Source organism: Rhizobium leucaenae USDA 9039 (assembly GCF_000426285.1).
Taxonomy (GTDB): Bacteria; Pseudomonadota; Alphaproteobacteria; order Rhizobiales; family Rhizobiaceae; genus Rhizobium; species Rhizobium leucaenae.
This window is the reverse complement of the sequence record NZ_AUFB01000006.1, coordinates 1-20004: the sequence shown is the minus strand read 5'-3', so window position 1 is coordinate 20004 and position 20004 is coordinate 1. Positions and strand designations below refer to the sequence as shown.

General features: G+C 59.9%; 22 protein-coding genes. 14 read left to right on the top strand and 8 right to left on the bottom strand.

The window, feature by feature from the left end; genetic code table 11:
• The first annotated feature begins 84 nt into the window (after positions 1–84).
• On the top strand, positions 85–957 hold the full coding sequence (locus K290_RS34025; RefSeq protein WP_081670272.1) for a sterol desaturase family protein: 873 nt from the start codon (positions 85–87) through the stop codon (positions 955–957).
• A 65-nt stretch (positions 958–1022) separates the two neighbouring features.
• Here the strand turns inward: K290_RS34025 and hutC are convergent, their stop codons facing one another.
• On the bottom strand, positions 1023–1778 hold the full coding sequence (gene hutC / locus K290_RS0111015) for a histidine utilization transcriptional repressor HutC (protein ID WP_028751981.1): 756 nt from the start codon (positions 1776–1778) through the stop codon (positions 1023–1025).
• Positions 1779–1970: 192 nt separating this feature from the next.
• On the opposite strand from hutC, the gene K290_RS0111010 reads away from it, so the two are divergent.
• The 6 genes from K290_RS0111010 to solA all read left to right on the top strand — a co-directional run bounded on the left by K290_RS0111010 (position 1971) and on the right by solA (position 7845).
• A complete protein-coding gene (locus tag K290_RS0111010) occupies positions 1971–2816 on the top strand; it encodes a transporter substrate-binding domain-containing protein (RefSeq protein WP_028751980.1) in 846 nt (281 codons plus the stop codon).
• 112 nt (positions 2817–2928) lie between these two features.
• Positions 2929–3651 carry an ABC transporter permease gene (locus K290_RS0111005; RefSeq protein ID WP_028751979.1) on the top strand — a complete coding sequence of 241 codons (723 nt, stop codon included), beginning with the start codon at positions 2929–2931 and terminating at the stop codon, positions 3649–3651.
• Positions 3652–3660: 9 nt separating this feature from the next.
• Positions 3661–4365 carry an ABC transporter permease gene (locus K290_RS0111000; RefSeq protein WP_028751978.1) on the top strand — a complete coding sequence of 235 codons (705 nt, stop codon included), beginning with the start codon at positions 3661–3663 and terminating at the stop codon, positions 4363–4365.
• A gap of 32 nt (positions 4366–4397) precedes the next feature.
• Positions 4398–5174, top strand: coding sequence for an ABC transporter ATP-binding protein (locus tag K290_RS0110995; protein WP_028751977.1), 777 nt, complete (start codon positions 4398–4400; stop codon positions 5172–5174).
• On the top strand, positions 5171–6667 hold the full coding sequence (locus tag K290_RS0110990) for an HAL/PAL/TAL family ammonia-lyase (RefSeq protein WP_028751976.1): 1497 nt from the start codon (positions 5171–5173) through the stop codon (positions 6665–6667). The genes K290_RS0110995 and K290_RS0110990 overlap by 4 nt, the downstream gene beginning before the upstream one ends.
• 8 nt (positions 6668–6675) lie before the next feature.
• On the top strand, positions 6676–7845 hold the full coding sequence (gene solA / locus K290_RS0110985; RefSeq protein ID WP_028751975.1) for an N-methyl-L-tryptophan oxidase: 1170 nt from the start codon (positions 6676–6678) through the stop codon (positions 7843–7845).
• A 14-nt stretch (positions 7846–7859) separates the two neighbouring features.
• Here the strand turns inward: solA and K290_RS0110980 are convergent, their stop codons facing one another.
• The gene (locus tag K290_RS0110980) at positions 7860–8633 is read right to left on the bottom strand and encodes a slipin family protein (protein WP_028751974.1); all 774 of its coding nucleotides are present in this window, start codon (positions 8631–8633) and stop codon (positions 7860–7862) included.
• A 26-nt stretch (positions 8634–8659) separates the two neighbouring features.
• Entirely contained in the window at positions 8660–10015 is a 1356-nt protein-coding gene (locus K290_RS0110975; protein ID WP_028751973.1) for an NfeD family protein, read from the bottom strand.
• A gap of 192 nt (positions 10016–10207) precedes the next feature.
• Between K290_RS0110975 and K290_RS0110970 the strand changes: the two genes are divergently transcribed.
• The gene (locus K290_RS0110970) at positions 10208–11086 is read left to right on the top strand and encodes an intradiol ring-cleavage dioxygenase (protein ID WP_028751972.1); all 879 of its coding nucleotides are present in this window, start codon (positions 10208–10210) and stop codon (positions 11084–11086) included.
• A 14-nt stretch (positions 11087–11100) separates the two neighbouring features.
• Here K290_RS0110970 and K290_RS34020 read toward each other — a convergent pair whose 3' ends face one another.
• Positions 11101–12417 carry an MFS transporter gene (locus K290_RS34020; protein ID WP_037135249.1) on the bottom strand — a complete coding sequence of 439 codons (1317 nt, stop codon included), beginning with the start codon at positions 12415–12417 and terminating at the stop codon, positions 11101–11103.
• Positions 12418–12670: 253 nt separating this feature from the next.
• Between K290_RS34020 and K290_RS34015 the strand changes: the two genes are divergently transcribed.
• From K290_RS34015 to K290_RS0110950, 3 genes are all read left to right on the top strand, one after another.
• Positions 12671–12976: a putative quinol monooxygenase gene (locus K290_RS34015; protein WP_051264002.1), complete on the top strand. Its 306-nt coding sequence runs from the start codon at positions 12671–12673 to the stop codon at positions 12974–12976.
• Positions 12973–13353, top strand: a complete 381-nt coding sequence (locus K290_RS0110955) for an EthD family reductase (protein ID WP_245276517.1) — start codon at positions 12973–12975, stop codon at positions 13351–13353. The genes K290_RS34015 and K290_RS0110955 overlap by 4 nt, the downstream gene beginning before the upstream one ends.
• A 164-nt stretch (positions 13354–13517) precedes the next feature.
• Positions 13518–14375, top strand: coding sequence for a sigma-70 family RNA polymerase sigma factor (locus tag K290_RS0110950; protein ID WP_028751970.1), 858 nt, complete (start codon positions 13518–13520; stop codon positions 14373–14375).
• A 68-nt stretch (positions 14376–14443) separates the two neighbouring features.
• On the opposite strand, the gene K290_RS0110945 is transcribed toward K290_RS0110950, so the two are convergent.
• The 3 genes from K290_RS0110945 to K290_RS0110935 all read right to left on the bottom strand — a co-directional run bounded on the left by K290_RS0110945 (position 14444) and on the right by K290_RS0110935 (position 16767).
• Positions 14444–15481 carry a glycoside hydrolase family 25 protein gene (locus K290_RS0110945; RefSeq protein ID WP_028751969.1) on the bottom strand — a complete coding sequence of 346 codons (1038 nt, stop codon included), beginning with the start codon at positions 15479–15481 and terminating at the stop codon, positions 14444–14446.
• Positions 15482–15680: 199 nt separating this feature from the next.
• Positions 15681–15962, bottom strand: coding sequence for a hypothetical protein (locus K290_RS0110940; RefSeq protein WP_051264036.1), 282 nt, complete (start codon positions 15960–15962; stop codon positions 15681–15683).
• Positions 15963–15969: 7 nt separating this feature from the next.
• Positions 15970–16767 (bottom strand): DUF899 domain-containing protein, encoded by a 798-nt coding sequence (locus tag K290_RS0110935; RefSeq protein WP_028751967.1) that lies wholly within the window; start codon positions 16765–16767, stop codon positions 15970–15972.
• A gap of 122 nt (positions 16768–16889) precedes the next feature.
• Between K290_RS0110935 and K290_RS0110930 the strand changes: the two genes are divergently transcribed.
• The 3 genes from K290_RS0110930 to K290_RS0110920 all read left to right on the top strand — a co-directional run bounded on the left by K290_RS0110930 (position 16890) and on the right by K290_RS0110920 (position 19462).
• Positions 16890–18110, top strand: coding sequence for a hypothetical protein (locus K290_RS0110930; protein WP_028751966.1), 1221 nt, complete (start codon positions 16890–16892; stop codon positions 18108–18110).
• 9 nt (positions 18111–18119) lie between these two features.
• Positions 18120–18776, top strand: coding sequence for a Vgb family protein (locus K290_RS0110925; RefSeq protein WP_028751965.1), 657 nt, complete (start codon positions 18120–18122; stop codon positions 18774–18776).
• A gap of 440 nt (positions 18777–19216) precedes the next feature.
• A complete protein-coding gene (locus K290_RS0110920) occupies positions 19217–19462 on the top strand; it encodes a helix-turn-helix domain-containing protein (RefSeq protein ID WP_028751964.1) in 246 nt (81 codons plus the stop codon).
• A gap of 281 nt (positions 19463–19743) precedes the next feature.
• Here K290_RS0110920 and K290_RS34010 read toward each other — a convergent pair.
• A partial coding sequence (locus tag K290_RS34010) for an IS256 family transposase (RefSeq protein WP_037135081.1) occupies positions 19744–20004 on the bottom strand: 261 nt, incomplete at its 5' end.

Here is a 20004-nt window from a genome sequence, read left to right as displayed (position 1 = left end):
CCGACGCAGCCGATATTGCCAGAGCTTGGCGGCGCGTCACTTGCCTGTCATTTTTTTAAGAGACATCTTGTTCGGCATGCTTCTATGCTGCTTCGCGATTGGTCGGTTTTAGCGGCCATTTCGCGGGTGGATAGAGTGGCCCGCGGTTTAGCGATGAGGGAAGCCGTTCTGTTTTGGCGCTGTGTCGCCGAACATGACGGGCAAATCTTGGTCGATTTACCGTCGTGTGCAAATATTGGAGTGCTTTCGCTTCTTTTGCGTGTCCTCGGACAAACGGCGATAGAGGCATATCAATCGTTTCTGCCTGTAAAGAATGAAGAAGAATCTTATGACGAATCTTCACAGTCAATGCAGCGAGCAAGCCCCATGAGGCGCTCACTTTCGCGAAAACCAAATGCGATCGCTTACTATACCGATTTCGTCGTCTACCCGATCATCACGGTCGGACTGATCGCTGCCTATTTTGTTTGGGGCTATGATGGCCGGCCTTTGATCTGGCTCGCTGCCATCGTGATCGGCGCAGCAGCATGGACGCTTGTGGAATATCTCATCCATCGCTTCGTGCTGCATCATGTCGTCTATATACGCGACATGCACGTTCAACATCATCACGCGCCGACCGAACTGATCGATACGCCGATTTGGCTCAGCCTGTTCTTTATGGTCGCGTGCGTATTGCTGCCCTCGTGGTGGGTCTTCGGTTTTGGCGCGGCGTCCGGCTTTACCATCGGCATGGCGCTTGGCTATCTCACTTACGGAACGATGCACCACGCCATGCATCACTGGCGCATTCCGCATGGCACCTATCTCTATCGCGCCAAGCGCTGGCACGCGCAGCATCATGCTTCCACGGACGAAGGGAATTATGGTGTTTCCTCGCTTTTCTGGGACCATCTGTTTGGCACGGTGCTGCCCGACCCGGCGATGAAGAGCAGGAAAAGGCGAGAGGGCGGCTAGTGCTGTCGCTTCAAGGCGCCCATCGATTAAGCGCATGATCTTCCATATACAAGTTGATCGCTGTTTTATTCCTCGAACATCTTGCCGCTGCGCGCTTCAAGCCGATAGCGGTGTCCGGGATAGACGAGACGGGCGATGGAGACGACCTGTCGCGCCGACCATGTACGCCGGCGGATCGCCAGGCACGGTTCGGTTTTCAGGACGGTGAGGAGCTTGCATTCCCAGGATTGCGGCATCGCCGCCTCGACGATGTGTTCCGAACCGCTGAGCGGGGCTGCAGCCGTCAGATAGGCGTTCGGCGTCAGCGTCGTGAAATCCTGCTCAAGGTATTCGGGCGCTGCTTCCGGGTGAACGAAACGGTCCTCGATCTGCACCGGGACGCCATTTTCGCTGTGGACGATCAGCGAGTGGAAAACCGCCGCCCCGATTTCCAGTTCCAGCGCGTCGGCAACCTCGGGAGAGGCGGTTTCGCAGGCCAAAACGACGACGGAAGCCTCATGAACATGGCCGCGCTCGGCGATCTCGTCGGCGATGTTGCGCACCTCGAAAAGTGCGGAATAGCCTTTGCGCTCGGCAACGAAGGAGCCCACCCCCTGAATGCGAACGAGTTCACCTTCATTGGCCAGTTCTCGCAGCGCCCGGTTGGCGGTCATCTTGCTGACGCCAAGCTCCACAACCAGTTCGTTTTCAGAGGGAACGCGATGCTTCGGCGGCCATTCGCCGCTGTGAATGCGATCAAGGATCATCTGCTTGACGCCGGCGTAAAGTGGGCCAGAGTCATTTTCGGCGAGCTCACGTCTCCGGTCGATAGCGCGTTTCATTGCCTAATCCTTGTGCAGTCGCGAATTTCGCATGTAAATCGACTTGGCACTTGCATAACACAAAATATCACATATGGTACCCTATACAACTATCCGATCGATGTGACCAGCGAATGCAGGTGGGGATCGGCAAGCCGGCGAAGACTGGCGTGAACAGAAATTGGCTATTTCGATCTCAAGAGGAGAACATCGATGAAGATTAGACATGCCCTTCTTTCCAGCGCCCTGGCGCTCGCTGTTCTCGCCGGCCCTGCGGCCCAGGCGAAGGACTGGAAAACCGTTACCATCACACTTGAAGGCGCCTATGCGCCATGGAACCTGACCAACTCCGACGGTACGCTCGGCGGTTTCGAACCGGAACTGGCCAAGGTGTTGTGCGAGCGGGCCAAGGTCGACTGCAAGCTCGTGGCATCCGATTGGGACGGCATGATTCCGGCTCTGAACGCAGGCAAGTTCGACGTGATCATGGATGCGCTGTCGATTACCGACGAGCGCAAGCAGGTCATCGACTTCACCGTTCCCTACGCCGCGACGCCGGCCGCCTTCGCGACCGCTAAGGACAGCCCGCTGGCCAATGCTGCCGGCACCGGCGCAACCGTGAAGATGACGCCCGGCCAGACCGGCGTTAAGGAGATCGACGCTCTGAAGGCAGCCTTCAAGGGCAAGACCATCGGCATCCAGGCCGCTACCGTCTACGCGAAGTTCATCTACGACAACTTCGGCGACGTCGCGACGATCCGCGAGTACAAGACCGGCGCCGACCGTGACCTCGATCTGCAGAACGGCCGTATCGATCTCGGCTTCGACGACGCCGTCTATTTCCAGACAGCTTTCGATGCCGCCAACGGCGCGCTCGCCTTCACCGGCCCGCAAGTCGCCGGCCCGATCTGGGGCGTCGGCGAAGGCCTCGGCGTCCGCAAGTCGGACACGGACCTGCGCGACATGTTCAGCGCGGCAATCAAGTCGGCGCTGGCCGACGGCACTGTGAAGAACCTCTCGATGAAGTGGTTCAAGACGGACGTCTCGCCGCAGGAATGATCGTTTGCCGGCGCTTCCATCGGAGGCGCCGGCCTTCGGCTCAATGCCGATTCCCGCATGTTATGATTGACTAATCAAGAAAACAGACCGCTCGGTACGGGGAACGAACGAGATGGCGATATTGCAATTGATCGGTTTCGGCTCGACCGGCTGGGGCGCTCTGCTTCTGCTCGGAGCGCTGATGACGCTGTGCGTCACCGCGGTCGCACTGGCGATCGGCGCCGTCTTCGGGGCCATCATCGCGGGGGCGAAGCTTTCCGGCAATCTCATCCTGAAGACGCTTGGAAACGTCTATACGACCGTTTTCCGTGGCGTACCGGAACTGCTCATCATCTATCTGATCTATTTCGGCGGATCGAGCGCGATCACCAGCATTGGCAAATCCCTCGGATATGAAGGGTTTCTCGGCATGCCGTCCTTTGCGGCCGGTGCGCTTGCTGTCGGCATTATCTCCGGCGCTTATCAGGCGGAAGTGTTCCGCGGCGCCTATCTCGCTATTTCCAAGGGCGAGCTTGAAGCAGCCTCGGCGATAGGAATGCATGGTGGCTTGAGATTTCGCCGCATCATCATGCCGCAGGTGCTGCGGTATGCCATTCCCGGCATGGGCAATGTCTGGCAGTTGAGCCTCAAGGATAGCGCGCTGATCTCAGTCACCGGTCTTGCCGAGCTGATGCGGACCAGCCAGGTCGCTGCCGGTTCGACGCGGCAATATTTCCTGTTCTTCATCGTGGGCGGCGCGCTCTATCTCATCCTGACGAGCCTGTCGGATCGCGTCTTCAACGGCGCCGAACGGCGCGCCAACCGCAGCATGCCCTCCGCAATGGGCCAGGCCTGAGGACCGATCATGGATTTCGCTTTTCTCGGACAGACCATGCTCACGCTGCTCGAAGCTCTGCCGACGACGCTGGCGTTGTTTTTTCTGTCGATCGCCATCGGCGGCGTTCTTGCGATCCTGATCGTCTGGATGCGGGTCGGCGGCAATCCGGTCTTCACCGCCATCGCCAAAGGCTACATCTTCATCTTTCGCGGTTCGCCGCTGCTCATCCAGATGTTCCTCATCTTTTACGGGCTCGCCCAGTTCGGTTTCATCCGCTATGGGCCTCTGTGGCCGCTGCTGCGCGAGCCTTTCGTCTGCGCCGTCCTGTCGCTGGCGCTGTGCACCGGCGGTTATACGGCGGAGATCTTCCGTGGCGGCATTCGCGCTGTCTCTCCGCGTGAAATCGAGGCGGCACGTTCGATCGGCATGTCCGGTTTCCTGCTGGTGCGGCGCGTTCTGGCGCCGATCGCCTTCCGCCACGCTTTGCCTGCCTATTCGACCGAAATCGTACTGATGATGAAGTCGACAGCGCTCGCAAGTCTCGTCACCGTCTGGGAAGTGACCGGCGTCGCCCAGCGGCTGATCTCGCATACCTACCGCACGATGGAGGTCTTCCTCTGCGCGGCCGCCATCTATCTCATCTTGAATTTCATCATTCTGCAGGCGCTCGGCCTGCTGGAATATCGTCTGTCCCGCCATCGTCGTGCCGTCCCGGCGGCGCTGAAGGCGTGAGGCAACTGGCCTAGATCTGGATTGGAGCGATCATGCCCGGCGTCGTCAGACTTTCGGTCCGCAATATTCGCAAGAGCTTCGGCACACACGAGGTTTTGCGCGGGATTTCCCTAGATGCACAGGATGGCGACGTCATCTCGCTGCTTGGCGCCTCCGGCTCGGGCAAATCCACCTTTCTGCGCTGCATCAACCTCTTGGAAACCGCCACGGACGGCGAGATCTGGGTCGATGGCGAGCAGATCCGCATGGTGCACAAGGCCGGCAAAACCAAGCCCGCGAGCCAGAAGCAGGTGGATCATATCCGCTCCGAGCTCGGCATGGTGTTCCAGTCCTTCAATCTTTGGTCCCACATGACAATCCTGCAGAATGTCATCGAGGGGCCGGTGCATGTGCTGAAGCGGCCGCGGGCCGAGTGCATCGCCGAAGCCGAGGTGCTGCTTGAAAAGGTCGGCATTGCCGATAAGCGCCATGCCTATCCGGCGCTCCTGTCCGGCGGCCAGCAGCAGCGCGCGGCGATTGCCCGTTCGCTCGCCATGAAACCGAAGGTCATGCTCTTTGACGAGCCGACCTCGGCGCTCGATCCCGAGCTTGTCGGCGAAGTGCTGCGCGTCATGCGTTCGCTGGCGGAAGAGGGCATGACCATGCTCGTCGTCACGCACGAGATGAGCTTTGCCCGCAACGTCTCCAACCGTGTCGTCTTCATGCGCGAGGGCCTGATCGAAAGCAGCGGGCCGCCGCAGGAGATGTTCGGCAGCGGCGCCTCGCCGGCCTTCCGCCAGTTCATCGGACACTTTGGAGCGCCGGCATGACTGTCACGCTTCGCACGGTGCTGAGCTGGCGGGATGTCGCCAGCGTGGCGACCGGTGCGCCTTTATTGCTCGCACCGGCCGTCCGGGAACGCATCGCCTATGCGAGCCGGATCGTCGAACGCATCGTCGAGACCGGCGTACGGGCCTACGGCGTCAACACCGGCGTCGGTGCGCTGTCGGATACGGTGGTCGACCGTCAATCCCAGAGCCGCTTGTCGCGCAATATCATACTCAGCCACGCCTGCGGTGTCGGGGAGCTGCTGGCGCCGCGTGAGGTCCGTGCCATCATCGCTGCTCAGATCGCCAATTTCGCCCATGGCCATTCCGGCGTGAGGCCGGACATCGTCAATTATCTTGCAGCCTTTCTCGAAAAGGACTGCATCCCCCACGTGCCCTCGAATGGTTCGGCCGGCTATCTGACGCACAATGCCCATATCGCGCTGATGCTGATCGGTGAGGGCAGTGCCAGGGTCGCTGGTAAGGCGATGTCCGGACGTGAAGCCTTGGCCGCGATCGGTCTTGAACCGCTGGTACTCGGCGCCAAGGAAGGGCTGAGCCTCGTCAACGGCACGGCCTGCGCGACCGGTCTTTCCAGCGTGGCGCTCGCTCGTGCCGAACGCCTGCTTGCCTGGGCCGATGCTGTCGCGGCATTGACGCTGGAGGCGGCGGGTTGCCAGATGGCGGCATTCGACGAAGCGGTGCTGGCGCTGCGTCCCTCCAAGGGAATTGCCGCAGTCGGTGCTTCGTTGCGCGCCCGGCTGCAGGGCAGCGGCCTGATCTCCGCGGCGTTGGGCCGGCGCACGCAGGATGCGCTCAGCTTGCGCGCCATTCCGCATGCTCACGGCGCGGCGCGCGATGTCTTCGATAATTCCGCGCGTATTGTCGATCAGGAGCTTGCTTCCGTCACCGACAATCCGGCGGTTTCCGGTACGCCGGAGAATCCCGTAGTCTCCTCGGAGGCGCATGCGGTTGCTCCGGCACTCGGACAAGCCGCCGACAGTCTTGCGATTGCGCTTGCCCAGGTCGCGGCGATGAGCGAGCGGCGCGTGGACCGGCTGGTCAATCCGCTTGTCAGCGGTCTGCCGCCCTTCCTCGCGAGCGATGCCGGCAGCAATTCCGGCTTCATGATCGCGCAATATACGGCCGCAGCTCTTGCCAACGAGAACCGCCGATTGGCAGCACCCGCCAGCACCGACGGCGGACTGACCTCTGGCCTGCAGGAGGATTTCCTCGCGCATCCGACAGCCGCCGCAAACAAGCTGCTCGCGGTGATCGACAATGCCGAATATATCCTGGCGATCGAACTGATGGCGGCGGCGCAGGCGCATGATTTCCTGAGTGGCGCCGGAACACGCGCCGAGGGCACCGAGGCGATCTACAATATGGTGCGCGACCGCCTTCCGCACTATGGCGACGACCGGCCCTTGAGCGGCGATATGGAAGCCTTGCGAAATCTCATTCGCGAGACGCTGCCGCCAGATTTCACCGAATAGGATAGTTTATGACTGCTGAGTTCGACGTTGCCGTCATCGGCCTCGGTGCTATGGGGAGTGCGGCAGTTTCCTTTCTCTCGGCGCGCGGCGTCAAGACGATCGGCATCGACGCCCACTTTCCCGCCCATGCCTCGAGTTCATCGCACGGTGACAGCCGGCTGATCCGCCTCGGCTATTTCGAAGACCCATCCTATGTGCCGCTGCTACAGCGGGCCTATGAAAACTGGCGAGCGCTGGAAGCGCGGCTGCGCGCCGACGTCCTTACGATCACCGGCGTCCTGCAGATCGGCAAGCCGGACAGCAAGATCGTCAGCGGCACACGGGCGTCCTGCAAACTGCACCATTTGCCCTATGAGGAGCTGGATCAGAAAGCGATGGCGACGCGTTTTCCGGCTTTTGCCCTCGACGAAGGCGAGATGGCGGTGCTCGATCCGCAAGGTGGTTATCTCCGTCCGGAAACGGCCGTCATGGGCTATCTGAATCTCGCGGCGGCGGATGGGGCGGTCCTGCATTTCGGCGAGAGAGTGACGGCAATCGAGCCCGATGATGCCGGCGTGACGATTTCGTCCGCTGTCGGCAGCTATCGTGCCAGGAAGGTGATCGTTTCGACCGGCTCGTGGATCGCCGAACTGGTGCCGCAATTGCGGGAGCATGCCAATCCGATCCGCCAGGTCGTCGCCTGGTATCAGCCGCGCGATGGCTTCGTGACGCAGCCGCACCGCATGCCCGCTTTCCTGCGTGACGAGGGCGAGGAGGGCTCCTATTTCGGCTTCCCGGCCATCGGTGTCGATGGCATCAAGGTCGGCCGCCACGCGCATTTCATGGAACCGATCGATCCGAACCAGGCAAATCCGCCCGTCAATGACAGGGATAACGCATTGCTTGACGGCTTCATCGCCAAGCGCCTACCAGCCGCAGCAGGCGTTCGTGTCAATGCCGTCACCTGCCGCTACACGATGTTGCCGAGCGAGGATTTCCTGATCGATCACATGCCGGGCGAGCCACGTGTCGTCGTCGCCTCACCCTGTTCCGGCCATGGATTCAAATTCACCAGCGTCGTCGGAGAAATCCTTGCGGATCTCGCGATGGAGGGCGGCACAGGCTTGCCGATCTCGGCCTTCTCCTTCGAGGCGATGGAAAGTTTCCTGGCGCAGCGAAAGATGCGGGCTCGCAGCTAGCGACTGCGGCGCGGCTATTGCGGCGGCTTGTCCGTCTTGGGCGGGAGCAGACTGGCGAATTCCATCGGGAAGGGAAAGAGGATCGTCGAGGTCTTTTCGCCGGCAATGACATTCAGCGTGCTCAGGTAGCGAAGCTGCATGGCTTCCGGCTGTCGGGCCAGGATCTCCGCTGCCTCGAGCAGCTTTGCCGCCGCCTGCTGCTCGCCTTCGGCGTTGATAATCTTGGCGCGCCGTTCGCGTTCCGCCTCCGCCTGGCGGGCAATCGCGCGGATCATGGACTCGTTGATATCAACATGTTTGATCTCGACATTGGCCACCTTGATGCCCCAGGCATCCGTCTGCGCATCGAGAATTTCCTGAATGTCGTTGTTGAGCTTGTCGCGCTCCGACAGCATCTCGTCGAGGTCGTGCTTGCCGAGCACCGAGCGCAACGTGGTCTGTGCAAGTTGGCTCGTCGCCATCATGAAGTCCTCGACCTGGATCGTCGATCTTTCGGGATCGATGACCCTGAAATAGATTACGGCGCTGACCCGGACCGAGACGTTGTCATGCGAAATGACATCCTGACCGGGGACGTCGAGCACCCTTGTGCGCAGATCGACCCGCATCATCTGCTGGACGTAGGGGATGAGCAGAAACAGGCCGGGTCCCTTGACGCCGGTGAAGCGGCCGAGCGTGAAAACCACCCCGCGCTCATATTCCCGCAGAATCTTGATCGCAGACGCGAGGACGAGCAGCAGGATAAGGATAACCACAAGATAGAAGGCGAAATCTGCAAACATGCCCATAACTTTTCTCCTGCTCCGCCAGTCTCTTAAGTGCTGCGGGTCACCTCAAGCGTCAGACCATTGCGGCCGGTCACTCTGACGGCATCTCCTGCGGCAAGCGGCTCCGGGGAAATTGCCTTCCAGCGCTCGCCGCGCGCGATGACGTAGCCTGCGGCACCTGTCCAACTATCGACCTTGCCGGACATGCCGATCATCTGTTCTGTGCCGGTTGTAACTTTGCGCCGGCGCGAGAGGATCGCCACCCGGGCGACGATGAGGCTGAACGCAAGGGCCGCTATGGCGATAGCACCCAGCACGGACCAGGATACTTCAAAGCCCGGGACATCCGTCTCGAACAAGATGGCCGCGCCGAGCACGAGCGCAATCCCACCGCTCATGCCAAGGGCGCCAAAGGAGGGCGAATGCGCTTCGGCGACGGTCAGTCCGACGCCGAGGACGATCAATCCGAAGCCGGCATAATTCACCGGCAGCAATGCCAGAGCGTAGAGACCGAGCAGCAGGCATATTGCGCCGATTGTGCCGGGGACAAATGTTCCCGGGGTGAGAAATTCGAAGATGATGCCGTAGATCCCGACCATCATCAGGATCAGCGCTATGTTCGGATCGGTAATCACGGAAAGCACACGCGTCCGCCAATCCGGCTCGAATTCGCGAACGCCAAGGCCGGCGGTATCGAGGCGGACATCCGTCTGGCCGACCCGAACCGTGCGTCCCTGCGCCTGGGTCAGGAGATCTTGGATGGTGTTTGCCGTGAAATCGACGACGTGCTCGTGCACGGCTGCGGTTGCAGAAAGGCTCGCAGCTTCCCGGACGGCCCTTTCCGCCCAATCGGCGTTGCGATTGCGCAGTTCGGCCAGCCCCCGAATATAGGCGACGGCATCGTTGACCGCTTTGGCCTCGCTGGCGTCACGGGAAGGCTGTCCTTGGGTATTGCCTGGCCCTCCTGAATTCCCCTTGTCCGGTTCCGAACCGCCCCCAAACGGATTGCCGCCGATAGCAATCGGAGTGGCCGCGCCGATATTGGTACCCGGCGCCATCGCCGAGATGTGGCTTGCATAGAGAATATAGGTGCCGGCGCTGGCGGCGCGGGCGCCGCTTGGCGCCACAAACCCCGCCACAGGCACAGGCGAGGCGAGGATTGCACGAATGATCTCTCGCATCGATGTGTCGAGCCCGCCGGGCGTATCGATCTGCAGGACGACCAGGGTTGCGCCATCTTCGCTGGCGCGTTGAAGACCGCGCCGTATATAGTCCGATGTTGCCGGGCCGATCGCGCCGTTCACCTTCAGGACCATCGCCACGCGCCCCGCACCAACTGTCGGCGAGAGGGTCAGGCAAAATGCCGATGCCAGAGCCAGCATCAAGGCGAGGATTGGCGGCATTCGTCGCCAAAGCTTCAAACACTGCGCCATCGTTCGCCAAGCATTCATGTACATAAATATATGGCGCGCGCCGTCAAAGGGTAAGATGCAAACCATTCGGTCTGCTCAGCCACCCGATACAAGCGTCGATGCGCTTCGATATGGCGAGTGCGCGTTACGGCTGTGGGATATTGACAAGTGAGGATTGTGGACATGGAAGCGCACGAAAAAGGCTTCTTCACCGAGGAGAATTCCGTCGAAGTGGTCACTGGCCGCAACCGCAATGCCAAGAACGAACGGCTGAAACAGGTGATGGAAGTCATCACCCGCAAAATGCACGAGGCGGTAAAGGAGATCGAACCGACGCAGGACGAATGGTTACAGGCCATCCTGTTTCTCACCCGCACCGGACAGATCTGCAATGAGTGGCGGCAGGAGTTCATCCTGCTTTCCGACGTGCTGGGCGTATCGATGCTGGTCGACGCGATCAACAACCGCAAGCCGTCGGGCGCTTCGCAAAGCACGGTGTTAGGGCCATTCCATGTGGACGGTGCACCGGAGCTGGAGATGGGCGCCAACATCTGCCTCGACCAGAAGGGCGAGGACATGTTCATCTCCGGCCGTATCCTGGACACCGAGGGACAGCCGATCGAAAACGCCGTCATCGACGTCTGGCAGGCCAATGACGAAGGTTTCTACGATGTCCAGCAGCAGGGCGTGCAACCGGAGTTCAATCTGCGCGGCGTTTTTCGCACCGGCGCAGACGGCCGTTACTGGTTCCGGGCGGTGAAGCCGAAATATTATCCGATCCCCGACGACGGTCCGGTCGGTCAGCTCCTCGGCCAGCTCGGCCGCCATCCATATCGCCCAGCGCATCTGCACTACATCATCAAGGCAAAGGGCTTCGAACCCCTGGTAACCCACATTTTCGATCCGGACGATCCCTATATCAGTTCCGATGCGGTCTTCGGTGTGAAGGAGAGCCTGCTTGCCAAGTTCAAGCGGACAAATGATCCTTCACGCGCGAAAGAATATGGTTTCCAAGGCGCTTTCTGGGACATCGAGCACGATTTCGTGCTGGCGGCCAAATAGCGGATGCCGGCTGATCAGATTTTCGGGGATACTGCTACCCCGATCTCTCTTTCTCTGGCGATCCGCTCCCGGCGCGATATCTGCTGCTCCACGACGAATACGAGCAGGCCTCCGACAGCCAGGCATCCGGCCAGGAAGAACATCGGGGCAATCGTGCTTCCCGTGGCGTCCTTGATCCACGGTACGACGTTCTGGGCAATGAAGCCGCCGAGATTGCCGACGGAGTTGATGGCTGCAAGGCCTGCGGCGGCGCCTGCGCCCCTCAGGAATCGCGACGGCAGGCTCCAGAAGACCGGCTGGCCGGAAAAGATGCCCGCGGCTGCGATGGAGAGAAACGCGAACTGCAGCGTGTGATCCGGAATCAGCGCGGAAAGCAGCAGTGACACCGCTCCGACAAAGGCTGGGATGACGATATAAGGCGTCTTCGATTTCGCCTTGGCCGCCATGGCGGGAACGACATAAAGGCTGATCGCGACCAGAACCCAGGGAATGATGTTCAGGAAACCGTTCTCGGTATTGCCGACGCCGAAGCTTTTCACGATTGTCGGTAGCCAATAGCTCAGGCCATAGGCCGCGAGCGGAAAGGCGATGTAGCAGAGCGCCATCAGCAGCACGCGGGGGTCGACGAGAGCTTTGAAACCACTATCGGCGTTCTTGTCCATACCGGCATTTTCGGTGGCGAGCCTGTCCTGCAGCCAACGCTTCTCCTCATCCGTCAGAAAATGCGCCTGCGATGGGCGGTCCGACAGATAGAATATCGTCACCACGCCCAATATGATGGCCGGCACGCCCGTTGCGATGAAGACCCATTGCCAGCCGGCGAGATTGTACAGCCCGTTGAGATCTAGCAGCGTACCGCCGAGCGGCGCACCAACGGCATTGGCGAATGCGCTGAAGATCATGAACAGCCCGACCATCGCCCCGCGATAAACGGACGGGAACCAGAGCGTGAGTAGATAGAGAACGCCGGGGAAGAAGCCTGCCTCGCATGCGCCGAGAAGGAAGCGCAGGATATAGAACATCGTCGCATTCTGCGTGTAAGCGAGGAGCGTCGTCACGATCCCCCAGGATACCAGAATTCTGGCGAACCATTTGCTGGCGCCAAATCTATCCAGCATCAGATTGCTCGGCACTTCGAAGATGAAATAACCGATGAAAAAGAGCGATGCGCCAAGGCCATAGGCATATTCGCTCATCCCGAGCGCATCGACCATCTGCAGCTTGGCGAAGCTGACATTCTGACGGTCGATATAGGCGACCAGGTACAGGAGCCCCAGAAAGGGCATCAGGCGCCAGGTGATTTTCGAGATGAGCTGCTTTTCGTCGACCATGGCCGTGTCTCCTTCATTGCATTTCCTGAGCACCCGAGGATGAGCAAGCTGATTATTTCGCTTTCTAGATGTAGCGGCGGGAGAGTGTGGCAATATGTGTTCGGCAAGTTCCTTGTGGACGAACCTGGTTAAGCGTGGATGACACTGGTTAAGCCGCGCCTGCGCTGCAGATTTTCAAAAAATCTTCCAGGTCGCGATCCGTTTCCACTCTGCCGATCGTCTTTGGTGTGTTCGAAGCACAAGGAGATATGGCATGTTCAACGAGTCCGCTATTTTGATCAATCTGCTGAAGGTCAAACCTGAAGAGCAGGATGCGCTGATTGCGCTCTTGAAGCAGACCACCGACACAGTGATCCGCACACTCAACGGCTGGAAAACGACCCGGCTGATTGCGGCAGAGGACGGCGCCAGCGTCGTCATCTACTCCGAATGGGAGACCCCCGAAGCCGTCGAGGCGATGCGTAGGGATCCACGGATGCAAGCCTATTTCCCGAAGGTCCTCGATCTGGCGAGCTTGGATTCGACGGTGGACTCGGCGGTGTTCAGCGAAACCCGGTGAGTGAAAACACGTCAGTTTGCGTCACATACAGAACATCTCATACAGAACAAAGGAGAACTGCAATGGCTCCGATGGTCGTGATTTATCCGACACCGAAAAATGTCGAGGAATTTGACCGACATTACTTCGAAATCCACGTGCCTCTCGCCAAGAAGATTCCGGGTCTCAGAAAATACGAGGTCAACAACGGACCCATTGCGATGCCCCTTGGAATCTCACCTGTTCATCGGATCGGAACCTTGTATTTCGACGATCTCGCGGCGATCGAAAGGGCGTTTGCAAGCCCAGAGGGACAAGTGGCTGGCGCAGATCGCCGGCTTTTTGCGCCCGATGACTCGGGCGTTCAGATGTTCCTTTTCGACATTAGGGAAGTTTGAAACATTCCCGTTGTCGTCTCGGCGGGTGAGGGAGGAATGGCGGGTGGCGGTGACTATCCAAAGTTTGGAAAGCCACCACTCCGCCACCTTGCCGACGAGTCTCATCGATATTTATGATCAATGCCTAGCGAAACAGAACGCTGAAGCACAGTAGGTCTCGATACATGAACACCGACGAATTCGAAGATCGGATAAAAATGCTGCGGCCACGCCTGCACCGCTACTGCGCGCGCATGACCGGATCGGCCGTCCATGGCGAGGACGTAGTGCAAGATACCCTCGTCAAAGCTCTTCACGCGCGAGCCGAGGGCACCGCGGTGGATAATGTCGATGCCTGGCTGTTTCGCATCGCCCATAATGCGAGTCTCGATTTCCTGCGTGGTGGGTCCCGGCAGACTGTCGTTCCGCTCACCGAGGACATCGAGGCGGCACCGATGCCTCAGGCTGATATCGTCGCGATCAGCTTTCAGATGTTTCTGCGACTGCCTGAATTTCAGCGCTGCGCGGTAATCCTCAAGGATGTTCTCGGTCATTCGGTCGACGAGATCGCAGATATCGCAGAGTGCTCTCCTGCGGCGGCCAAGTCGGCGCTTCAGCGCGGGCGAACTGCGCTACGGCAACTCGCGCAAGCGCCCGAAGACACCCGGCTGCCGCTGATGTCAGACGCGGACCGGCGGAAGATCACCGCCTATGTCGATCTGTTTCGCAGCGGCGAATTCGACACAATCCGCGCCATGCTTGCCGATGACGTGAAGCTCGAACTGGTGAACCGGCTCCGACTGGAAGGGCGCGACAAGATTGGTGTCTATTTCACGCGCTATGCGGAGGAAACGAGATGGCGGTTTGCCCTTGGTGCGATTGAAGGACAGCCTGCTATGCTGGTCTTCGACAGTACCGGTTCGATGGAAAGACCTGCGCATTTTGTGCTGATCGGCTGGTCGGAAAATCGGATCGTCGATATCCGAGATTTCTTGTTCGCTCCCTATGTTCTCGACGCCATAGATTGGGTGCGGCTAGGCTAAGACCGACAGCCTTCGTTCTCCATGTTCATTTGACAGGAAACGAAAGTCAGGTTCGGTCCCCCCTCGGCTCAATTCGAACGCGCCGCCACCCAATTGTGCCATTCTTCCTCGCTGCCGTGGAAAGCATTGAGGTCGATCCGACCCTCGACGCCATGGGTGAGTCCGGAACCGGAATATTGCCAGAAGAGCCATTTGCGTCCCGGATAGACCTGGGAGGGATGCGCGGCCACCGAGCGCAGCCAGAAGGGGTAGTCGGTGAATTCACCCCTTAAATTGTCGCGGTAGAAATCCGGGGCGGTATAGATGATCGGACGTTGGCCGTAGTATCTCTCCAGCCTGTCCATGAAGACCTGCATTTTTTCGAGGACGTGCTCGCGTGATGGCCGTCTCTTGCAGCTCGATTCGCCATTCCATTCGACGTCTATGACCGGCGGAAGGGCGCCCGCCTCCCTCGGAACGTTGCGGATGAACCAATCGGCCTGTTCGCCTGCCGTCCGGCACCAGTAGAAGAAGTGATAGGCACCCCGTTTCAGTCCTGCCTCCTTGGCTCTGCGCCAATTCTTCTTGAACATGGGGTCAAGGTGATCGCCGCCGTCAGTCGCTTTCAAATAGACGAAATTGGCGCCCTGCGCCTGCAACTTCTCCCAATCGATTTCGCCTTGCCAGCGGGAAACGTCGACGCCATGCACGGCGAGTTTTCTTGGCGAGGAACTGCCGAAATTGATGGGTTTGGCGTCGCGGAAGCGCCGGCTATAGATTTGCATCCGCGTGTGCGGCGCTGCGCTGATCGCGGGGTTGGTCGGCATGAGCAGAGCGACCGGCTTTTCCGCGGGAATTGGGACGCTGTCGGTCTTGGCTGTGGGCAAGAACGCTTGCGGCTGCGGGTCCGGCTCGGTCCATGTCAACGCTTGCTGCTGCTGGACTATCTGCTGGGTGGCGCTGCCGACCTCGGCGGATGGCACAGGCCCGTTCGATCGGGTGATGGAATTGGTCGTTTCCTGCGACGGCGGCGCGACGGCCATGAGGTCTTCCGGACCGGAACTGGCGGCGCATGCCGACAAGATCAAAGAGGTGAGAAAGATTGCTGAGACAGCCGTTAGACGCATATGAACCCGCACGCAAAACCACAGTCGACCGCAGAATCCATGCAGTCGGACACCCGCCGACATGAATTGCTAATGGAGAATTACCAAAAAAGATTGAATCCAATCTTTACGAGTCGGTAATCGCGCATCGCAGGTTTGGAATTGTCGGGGGAGGAACCGAAAGGCTCCCATGGTGGTGATCAGCATGGCGAACGCCGGCTTAGGCCCGGCGCGCAGCGTTTCGTTGGCGGGACAGAAGTTTCAGCCAGGGCGCGACATGAAAGACGCTCATGAGCAGGTACATCGGGACCATTCCGCTGAGGGGTGAAGCCCCTTGCATGGCGGAGCAGATCATATCGGCATCGCCGATTGTGGCCGTCAGCAGCGCCATGATCGCGAATGTCGGCGCTGCGGCGAGGGACAGCCAGTGAGAGAGGCCGATGGCCGCAGGCTCGCCGGCAGATCCGCTGCCGGCGGAAAGAGGGTTGCGTTGAGTAGACATCGAAACCTCAGCTCCGGCCGTACCGGTCATGATGGCGCCACCAGATCCCATTCTCGTTGCGTCCCTTGGGGGCACGGTCGAGCCATTGGTACATGCCCCAGAGGCCGTCGAGCCCGCGCGCATAGCTGGAATAGGTGTGATAGACGACGCCGTCATCGAGCACGAAGGCGCTGACGCCCGGCCTTTCGCGCGTAAATGTGGCGGCGTCGGTCCCGGTCATAGCTGCTATCTGCGTCACTGGTTCCTCGCTGCCGCACGCTTCGCATCCCTGAACGGTCTTGCTTGTGAGAGGCTGAGGTAGAGGCGCCTCGCGGCGGAAATTATATTCAATGCCGCCCTCGCGCTGCTGTTCTTCGCTGAAGCAGACGCTGAAGTCGCTATTGAAATCGCCGCCGAATGAGGACGCCCAGGGGAAGGTCCAGCCCATTCGCTGCTTGAACGCCTGCAGCTTTGCCAGCGGTGCGCGCGATATCGCCGAGAAGGCAACATCGTGGTTTTCGAGATGAACGAAGAAGCCGTTGAACCCATCCGCGATCGAAGAGCAAGACGGGCAGCCGGCCGTATAGTCGGGGCCGAACATGAAGTGGTAGACGAGAAGCTGCGAGCGCCCCTTGAAGAGATCGACAAGCGAGGCGCTGCCATTCTCCGTCTCGAAACGATAGTCCTTGTCGATCCGCACCCAGGGGAGGGCTTGCCGGCGCAGCGCCAATTCGTCGCTCTGCCGCGTCAGTGCCTTCTCATCTGCGAGTAGGTCCAGCCTTGCGGCCAACCATTCCTGACGTGTTGCGATCACATGTGCGGTCATGATTTTTCTCCCTTGGCTATCTGCCGTCGTATCATTCAAGATGCGGCGTGCTGGTTGGTGGTCGCGAGTAAGCTACGCCCGGCTATCGAAATGATGGGAGTTACAAGTTTGACGGGATTTCGATGGACTCGATGATCACCGCTGCGGCGCATGCGCTGGCGGGTGGCGACCCTCTCGGCGCGTTGAAGCGGGTAGCCCTGCGCGATGATGCGCCCGCTCTCGCGCTCAGGGGCATCGCGATGGCGCAACTCGGCGATCTCAGCCGTGCAAAGACGCTCCTCAAGAGTGCTGCACGCGCTTTCGGGCCGAGGGAGGCCATGGCCCGCGCCCGATGTGTCGTCGCCGAAGCGGAGATTGCACTCGTCTCGCGTGACCTCACCTGGCCTTCCAAGGCTCTTGCTGCCGCACGGGTAACGCTGGAGGCGCATGGCGATCGCGTGAATGCCGCGCATGCCCGCAATCTCGAAGTCCGGCGCCTGCTGCTGATCGGCCATCTCGACGAAGCCGAGCGTGTGCTCGCCGAGCTCGACCCGGCACCGCTCCCTTCCGCATCGAGGGCCGCTCACGAGCTGGTGGTTGCCGGAATAGCTATTCGCCGCCTGCAGACGAAGGCAGCGCGTGCGGCGCTCACGCGGGCAGCGCATGCCGCGCGGGCAGCGAATATTCCCGCGCTGACGGCAGAGGTCGAAAGCGCTTCACTCGTTCTGCACACAGCAGCGGCACGCGTGATCCTGCATGGCGAGGAGCGCCCGCTCCTGCTCGAAGAGGTGGAAACGCTGCTGGAGTCGGGGACGCTCGTGGTGGACGCGTGCCGGAATGTCGTTCGGAACGCGGGAACAATCGTTTCGCTCGCGACGCGCCCGGTCTTGTTTACGCTTGCCCGCGTGCTGGGTGAAGCCTGGCCCGGTGACGTGCCGAGGAGTACCCTCCTCGCGCGTGCTTTCCGGGCGAAACATGCCGATGAATCGCATCGCGCGCGGCTGCGTGTCGAAATGGGCCGACTTCGCGCGGAACTGCGGACGCTGGCGGATGTCAAGGCGACGAAGCGAGGCTTCACGCTGGTGCCGCGGCGCTCACGCGAGGTCGCAGTCTTGGCGCCGCCCGTCGAAGAGCAGCATGCGGCGCTGCTCGCCTTTCTTGCCGACGGCGAGTCCTGGTCGAGTTCGGCGCTGGCGATTGCGCTGGGTGCCAGCCCGCGCACCGTACAACGGGCGCTCGAACAGCTTGCGGAAGCTGGTAAGGTGCAGTCGTTAGGCCTTGGGAGGGCACGCCGCTGGATGACCCCGCCGGTGCTCGGTTTCCCGACAATCTTGTTACTCCCGGGGCCCCTGCCGAACGAATAGGATGACAGCATGAAACGATCTCAAGCCGAAATTCTTCGTGAATATGGACCCTTTCCGGGCGCCGACCGCGTGAATGGCGTCACCTTCGACGGCCAGAGCGTCTGGTTTGCCTCCGGAGACAGGCTGAACTCCTTCGATCCCACAAAGGGAGAGCAGGTGTTGCGCTCGATCGAGGTCGCCTCGCATGCAGGGACAGCCTTCGACGGTCAGCATCTCTTTCAGATCGCCGAGGATCGCATCCACAAAATCGATCCGAAAACCGGCAGCGTGCTCGCGACGATCCCGGCGCCCGGCAATGGCGGGGATTCGGGGCTCGCATGGGCCGAAGGCACTCTCTGGGTGGGTCAGCACCGGGGCCGGAAGATCCATCAGATCGATCCGCAAACAGGGGCTATTCTCCGCACGATCGAGTCCAATCGCGTTGTTACGGGAGTCACCTGGGTCGACGGCGAACTCTGGCACGGCACCTGGGAAGGTGACGAGAGCGATGTGAGACGGATCGATCCTGAAACGGGAAAGGTGCTGGAGCGGCTCGACATGCCGCCTGGAGTGGGGGTGTCGGGCTTGGAGTCCGATGGCGGCGATCAGTTCTTTTGCGGCGGTGGAGGCAGCGGCAAGGTAAGAGCCGTCCGCCGGCCAAGTCGCGCCTCGAAGTCCAAAGGCTAGACCTTCAATCGCTCTTGCGCCTCATGTTTGGCGATGCGGAGCAAATCTCTCGGTCAAGCGAATCGACGATGGATTTTGTTTGAAAAGGCAAGCCGTCCTGACATCTCATCGTCTCAATTTATCTTCGCATCCCGCCATATTCACAGATATTTCATGAAGAGGCAGGCCGAGCGCCGGCCTCTTCGTTGCCGTGACCGCCCGCTCCATGATTGGGTAAAAATCCGTTCACTATCCGTTGTTTGATCATTCTTCGTAAGGTGCCAGCCATGGCATCCATGAATAGCATCCCCGCGCCGCGATCAGCGCGCCCGGGCCGACTGCGACGATTTGCGCTTGTTCATATTACAATGCTGAAATAAAAGGTTATCGGCACCTTAACGGGCGCCTGTCCCGAAACTCACAAAAGACTTCGTAAGAATCTATATAGAGAAGGAGACGATATGTCCATTTCACTCAACAATTTCAACCAGGTTCAAACGGAACCCGTACAGGCGGACGATGTGGCGGCGCGTGTAAAGGCAGCGCGTGAAACCGTGGGCTACAGTATCGAGGATCTGGCGGTGACGTGCGGTCTCGCCAATGAAGAGCTCATCGATATCGAAAGCGGCGCTGATATTGATCCAGCAAAGTTGAGACGGATCGCTGCTGCTCTTCAGCTCCCGCCGTCAGCATTCCTGACGCTTTAGTCCGACAAGAAAGTCTGGTCGGCCTTGTTTTCAGCAAGAGCCGACCAGCGGATATTTGTTCGTCTATGATTGGCGAGCACTTTGGCGCTATGCATTCCGATGATTTGCGAATCCGTGATTGCGACTGACAGCTGATATTTGCCGAACGTCGATATTTTTGTCTCAACGCAGCGCGTAGGCTTTTACAAACAGATGATCCTTCCGAGACGCCGCGGATGATGTCCCAGGGAGTGGTGTAGCTCGGTCGATCGTCGAGCTTTCCGGACAGGGCCGGGAACGGGTCAGCTTGCCGCAGCAGGCAAGTTGATGAGCGGATCATCGCTCATTGTCGCGATGGTTTCCAGTGTCATGTACCGCGAGCGCTGAACAGCCCACTCATCATTTTGCTCCAGAAGCAAAGCGCCGACGAGCCTGACGATGGCATCGTCGTTTGGAAAGATGCCGACGACCTCGGTCCTTCGCTTGATTTCTCCATTCAATCGCTCAATCGGGTTCGTGCTGTGAAGCTTGGTCCAGTGCTGCTTGGGAAAGGTCATGTAGGC